This window comes from Actinomycetota bacterium (assembly GCA_030018275.1).
In the GTDB taxonomy this organism is placed as follows: domain Bacteria; phylum Actinomycetota; class Aquicultoria; order Subteraquimicrobiales; family Subteraquimicrobiaceae; genus Subteraquimicrobium.
Map to the genome: position 1 here is coordinate 1 of JASEGB010000030.1, position 5,941 is coordinate 5,941.

The following is a 5,941-nucleotide window of genomic DNA, read 5'->3' on the forward strand; positions in this document are numbered from 1 at the left end:
ACATGTCCTGCGTTTGTCAAAGGGCAAAGTGTTAACCTAACTCGTTAATAATACACATTATGCATTGACCTAAGGATAAACAGCACGAAATGCTAAGAAACTCCTGTGAATGAATTATGTCCAGGGTTATTTATAATCCTAAAATGGATTTTAGCTTTTTAGCTTGTCTTCGGCTAACGGGGATTTCGCTTCCTTTGGCATCCTTTACCCGCAGAAGATAGATTCCTCTGAACATGGGGATTATCTCTTTCACTTGATGAAGATTCACTATATAACCCCTATGGGCTCGGAAAAATGCTTGACCCCGTAGGCGTGCCTCCAATTCCTTCAAAGCAAATGATGTGATGAAACTCTCGTGATGCGTGTGGATGAAAGCATAATCATTTCTGGTATTTATATATATGACATCCCTCGTTGGGAGAAGGATGGTTTTATCTCCCCTGTGAACTGGGATTCTATTGATTTTAATGGTCTCGGGGGTAGGCAACCCTACCTCCTTCAATCGATATCCTTTCTTCCTCTCCCAGATTTTGTTTATGGTCTGGGCTAATCGCTCTTCTTTAAAGGGTTTAACCAGGTAATCCAGAACATCCAATTCAAAAGCCTTCACAGCATGCTCACCGTAGGCTGTGACAAAAACCACCGCTGGAGAATCCGGAAGCTCTTGGAGAACTTCCGCCACATGCAGACCGGTGAGTCCAGGCATTTGAATATCCAAAAATACCACATCGTAAGTCAACGCCTTTATGAGCTCCAATGCCTCCGCAGCGTTGGTGGCTTCCCCAACAACTTCCACATCTTTGATCTTTTCCAGTATATAACGAAGCTCGGTTCTTGCCGGTGCCTCGTCATCCACTATGAGCGCCTTAATCTTCATGAGAACCTCCTAAAGCTGACCCTTCGGGTGGGTGAGGTATGCAGAGGGTGACTACGGTGCCCTCTCCCATTTCGCTATCGATATTGAGCCTATATTCCTCGCCGTAAAGGCTCTTTAGCCTTTCATTCACATTGCTCAATCCTATTCCCATTCCCTTACCAAAACCTGATAAGAAAATTTTATCCATATCGGAGGAGCAAATACCCACCCCGTTATCTTCGACCTTTATTATCATTTCCGAGTTTTTGAGTTCGGACGAGATTTTTATTTTAAGACCATTGGACGTGAGACCGTGCTTTATAGCATTCTCTACAAGTGGTTGGAGGATCAAGGCTGGGAGTTTTAAATTTAGCGTGGAGGGATCTATGTCCTCAATTACCCGGAGCTTTTTCCCGAATCTTGCCTTTTCAAAGATGAGGTAGGAGTTTACATAGTTTAATTCCTCTTTCAGAGTCACCATGTCACTTCCCCTCTCAAGGGTCTTTCTGAAAAAATCGGCGAACTGAATGAGGAGTTTTCGCGCTTTGTCGGGTTTGGTACGGCAAAACATGGCGATGGTGTTCAGGGTATTGAATAAGAAATGGGGATTGATCTGAGCCTGCAGGGCTTTAAGTTCGGCCTTCCAGGCGAGTTCGCGCTGTTTATCGATCTCGGAGAGTTCAAGCTGGGTGCTCAAAAGACATGCCAGTCCCTCGGCCACCGTTATTCGGCTTTCCGTCAGCTTCTCCTTATTGTCGTAGTAAAACTTGAGGGCTCCAACGGCTTTGCCCCTCAATTCCAGGGGTACAACGATGCCAGTCTTGAGGGGACAGTCCAGAATGGGACAACCGATCTCCTTTCGAGACTCCAAGATTCGGGTCTCATTATACTTCAAAGATTCCTTGGTAGCCTTGGTTATAATGGGTTTTCCAGCCCTGTGATGGCTTTCCCCAACTCCAGTAAAAGCCAATACGGTATTAAGGTTGGTCAGAGCCACAGCCATTGCATCCGATTCTTTGTAAATTATTTCCGCTACCTTACTCGCTGAATCGAAGTTTAAACCCCTTCTCAAATAGGGCAACGTCTGATTGGCGATCTCCAAAATCTGATGAGATTGCAGTGCTTTTGCATGCTCCGGCTCATCCTTTAAACCAAAGGAAATGGCCAAGGCCGAAAAGATTCCCAGGGTAATGAGGACGATCAAAAATGGGAAAGCCAGCCCTCCTTTAAAGGTAAATCCGGAACTTGAACCGTAAAGATGGATGAGAAAAACAACCCCCAAACCAAAAATTAAACTGAAGATAAAATAAATGCACAGCGTCGAAAGAATATTTTCCCGCCTATAAAACACTCTACTCACCACAATTTACTTGATTTTACCTGATCAAAATAGTTTATTACCACATACTAGATTTTATTTGGACTATTAACAAGTTAGGTTGACACTTTAGACATTCGGGAGTAACCCATCTTGTTAATACTACATTTTTATTATTATACCATAGCTGCTCTTTTTAATACCCCGGTTCCGCATCCACAGCATTTACAGCCAAGACCAACTTAAAACCTCAAAGTAAGCAAAGTAGAGGGCTATAATGAGAAGAAAAAGCCCAAATAAGAATCGCACCAGGGATTCTCGTAATTTAATGGTGATTTTTGATCCCAAATATACTCCGGGGACGACCCCGAGAATTAGAAGAAGTGCTAATTTCACATCGACGTGTTTCAAAAAATAATGTGCTATGGAACCGGGTAAGGTATAGGCAGTGATCACCGCCAGGGAGGTACCAAAAGCCTCTTTTATGTTCTTTTCAGAAAGGATAATCATCGCTGGGATGAGTAAAAATCCCCCTCCCAGGCCTAAAAATCCGGAGAAAAATCCACAACCAAAACCGGTCACTAAAATCGTACTTCTATTCGATCGAAAGAAATGCCTACCCGTGCATGACGGGTCATTCCTTCCTCCCACCTTCTGCGGAATTAAAAATTTGATTCCCAACAGCAAAATCACCAAGGCCGTAATGAGCATAATGAGATGACCCGGAAATAAGAGGGTGATTGCGGAGCCCAGAACCACCCCAATGACACCCGGAATTGCCAACTGCAAGGCTAGCCTTTCATCCACGAGCTTACTTCGATGGTAAATGTAAGCTCCAGTGAGAGCCGAGGGAATGATCACCGGTAGTGGAGTTCCCAGAGCTATCCAAGGGGAATAACCCAAAATTAAACGTATTGCAGGAGTGGTGATCACCCCTCCTCCCACGCCAAATTGCCCCGATAGATAACCAGAAACAAAACCTACTAGGATTTCCTTCAATGCCTCTTGACCCTTTGCAGTACATTAGAGCTGCCAAGGGGCAACCCTACCAATTTCCTGACCGAGGTTTCTCAATCTAATCGAACCGAAAACTAAGCCCGATATGCGAGCATTGGTAACAGGTGTAAACACCTTGACCACGTCCCTTTCAGCATCATAGCCAGTGAGAATACCTATCCCCAGAAGTTCACCACGGGAATCTTTTAATCCCAATACCAGATTGAATAGCTCTATCCTCCCGGCCAAATCGATGCCGGTAGGATACAGAGCCAAGCTCTTTAAGGGTAAATTTAGTACCTTGGAGTTGGCGAAATAACGCTGGTATGCATTATTCCTAATTCTAATCCTTTCTTCCCTGCTTAAAATCCTAACTTCAGGTGGAACGGGTAATCTATGGATTCGATATCTTGAAAATGTCCGGATCGATCGGAGGATGGGCTCAAGTTCCTTCTCCCTTTGGAGAGCAACTATGTGGTTGGGCGAGATTAAACTGATCTTATGATACTTTAGGGCTTCTCCGAAGGGATGAGCGATTAACCCGCTCGTGTCAACAACGATGAGGTTGCAATCCATATCCCGCGCCTTATCCGCCATCCTCTTCACCCCCACCAGGGTTTCAAGCATATGCCCTCTGGGGCTGTTATCCCCGACAAAGTGTAGGCTGGCGGGCTTGAGCACCTTTAGATCCTCATTCAGCTCTGAGGCAATAACCAATCCAATGGTTGTAGGGGGACCAAACGTGGATTGGCCCACATCGGAATCGACTATTCCCACGCGTGCTCCCCCTTTAAGAGCTCGACCGGCTAAAGCAAGGGAGAATGTTGTTTTTCCGGTATCGGGCCCTCCCAGGACAAAAATAATTCCCTTAAAAGGGGGATTCGATAATCTTCTGATTGTTTCTTCCCATTGAACCGGATATCCCATCAACTCCTCCACTTATCCTTTATAGCAATTTCGCACTCTGAGAACCGAGAGAGTAGGAAGGCAAACCGGAGCTCCAGTCCACCCATCTTTGGATAATTGTGTGTTAAACAGTAAATTTTGAAATTATGGCCCATGGTTAATTATAATTTAAGACCAACAACCTACCAATAACCATTAACGGATTTTGGAGAGCATCTCCTTTGCCTTTTTCACGATCTGAATCTCTGTTTTATATGAAAGGAGATCGATGGCCATATCGATGGGAAACCATTTGACCTCTTCAACCTCATAATCGTGATTTTGAACATCACCGCTCCTATACTCGATGAGATAGAAATGGACGAACTTGTGATACCGAGTATCCTCGGGCTTCCAATAAAACCAGTAGTCTATCTGTCCAATCTTGTCTACGATCTCTCCACGAAGTCCCGTTTCCTCCTCCACCTCTCTGACCGCCGTCTCCTCTGGATTTTCCCCTTTTTCAATTAGCCCCTTGGGCAAGCACCAGATTTTGCCCTCACCCCTTCGGGCAAGGGCGACTTGAATTTCCTTATTCACCCTTCGGAAGATAACCCCACCCGATGAAACGGCGCGTTTGGCTTTCATCTCCGTCAACCCCAATGGATTCTTCCGTCCAAAATTAAGACCAGGAAGCTCGAAACTCAAGTAGCGTGTTTCTTCTCCGCTACCTCGCTGCCCACAATGTTGAGATCGGTTTCGCAGAACTGACATTTCCCATCTTGAATCTGATACTTTGTGATACTATAACCCAATCTCTCAATGACCAGTCTCCCACAACCGGGACAATAGGTATTCTCACCTGGATGACCCGGAACATTTCCCACGTAGATGAAGGAGAGCCCCTCTTCAAAACCTATTTCCCTAGCCCTTTCCAAAGTCTTTGTTGGCGTGGGGTACAGGTGAGAGAGTTCTAAGTAGGGGATGAATCGGGTCACATGCCACGGGGTATTGACTCCCAGGGAATTCTTTATCCATCTAGCGATTCCACGAAGTTGATTTTCGTCATCGTTGTATGTAGGAATCACATTCGTTACTGCCTCAACGTGCATGTTCCATTTCTTCCTGGCTCGGATTGCGGCTTCCAGGATCGGGGAAAAATCGGGAACATTGGATAGCTTTTTATAAAGTTCATTGGTAAAGCCCTTAATGTCCACCCGAAATACATCAAGATAGGGACCAATCATATCCAGAGCTTCCTGAGTAATGTAACCATTGGTCACGTAAATGGTGTAAAGCCCACTTCCCCTGCACAATTTGGCCGAATCCAAGGTATATTCAAACCAGATGGTTGGTTCATTGTATGTCCAAGCAAGTCCCCGACAATCATATCTCTTCGCCAAGTCCACAGCGTACTCTGGGCACACTTCGGTTAGACCCGACCCCTTCTCGTCCGGACGTGCATGAGCAATTTGCCAATTTTGGCAATGCTTACATCTTAAATTGCAACCCAATGTTCCGAAGGAAAGAACTTGGCTCCCCGGATAAAAATGAAAAACGGGTTTCTTTTCCACAGGATCCACCGCGATTGAGGAACATTTGGCATAGATAAGGGTGTATAATGTGCCATCCTCATTTAGCCTCGTTCCGCAATAACCGCGCTTACCCAAAGGAATGTCGCATCGCCTGGGACAGATGTTGCATCTCACCTTATTGTCTGCCAATTTTTCATAAAGAAAAGCTTCCTTCAAAACATACACCTTCTTCAAAATTTAAAATAATTTTTGGATTTTGATTTGTAATTTTGATTTTTGATCTTTGCATTTTAAAATTAGGTAATTCCTATACATCTGGTACTGGTTTGACCAACAGTTGCACGATAAGGG

General features: G+C 44.9%; 6 protein-coding genes. All 6 read right to left on the minus strand.

Annotation, left to right across the window (positions count from 1 at the left end; translation table 11 throughout):
- Positions 1 to 130: 130 nt before the first annotated feature.
- Positions 131 to 877 carry a LytTR family DNA-binding domain-containing protein gene (locus tag QMD66_07775; protein ID MDI6822720.1) on the minus strand — a complete coding sequence of 249 codons (747 nt, stop codon included), beginning with the start codon at positions 875 to 877 and terminating at the stop codon, positions 131 to 133.
- Positions 867 to 2,207 (minus strand): histidine kinase, encoded by a 1,341-nt coding sequence (locus QMD66_07780; protein MDI6822721.1) that lies wholly within the window; start codon positions 2,205 to 2,207, stop codon positions 867 to 869. Before QMD66_07780 ends, QMD66_07775 begins: the two co-directional genes overlap by 11 nt.
- Positions 2,208 to 2,399: 192 nt before the next feature.
- On the minus strand, positions 2,400 to 3,173 hold the full coding sequence (locus QMD66_07785; GenBank protein MDI6822722.1) for a sulfite exporter TauE/SafE family protein: 774 nt from the start codon (positions 3,171 to 3,173) through the stop codon (positions 2,400 to 2,402).
- A 24-nt stretch (positions 3,174 to 3,197) separates the two neighbouring features.
- Entirely contained in the window at positions 3,198 to 4,097 is a 900-nt protein-coding gene (locus tag QMD66_07790) for a Clp1/GlmU family protein (protein MDI6822723.1), read from the minus strand.
- A gap of 174 nt (positions 4,098 to 4,271) precedes the next feature.
- Positions 4,272 to 4,703: an NUDIX hydrolase gene (locus QMD66_07795; protein MDI6822724.1), complete on the minus strand. Its 432-nt coding sequence runs from the start codon at positions 4,701 to 4,703 to the stop codon at positions 4,272 to 4,274.
- A gap of 56 nt (positions 4,704 to 4,759) precedes the next feature.
- A complete protein-coding gene (gene amrS / locus QMD66_07800) occupies positions 4,760 to 5,806 on the minus strand; it encodes an AmmeMemoRadiSam system radical SAM enzyme (protein ID MDI6822725.1) in 1,047 nt (348 codons plus the stop codon).
- Positions 5,807 to 5,941: the final 135 nt, after the last annotated feature.

What these genes read in the sequence shown, in the direction of transcription:
- QMD66_07775 (MDI6822720.1), bottom strand. Translation starts at nt 877, where the DNA reads ATGAAGATTAAGGCGCTCATAGTGGATGACGAGGCACCGGCAAGAACC.
- QMD66_07790 (MDI6822723.1), bottom strand. Translation starts at nt 4,097, where the DNA reads ATGGGATATCCGGTTCAATGGGAAGAAACAATCAGAAGATTATCGAAT.
- QMD66_07795 (MDI6822724.1), bottom strand. Translation starts at nt 4,703, where the DNA reads ATGAAAGCCAAACGCGCCGTTTCATCGGGTGGGGTTATCTTCCGAAGG.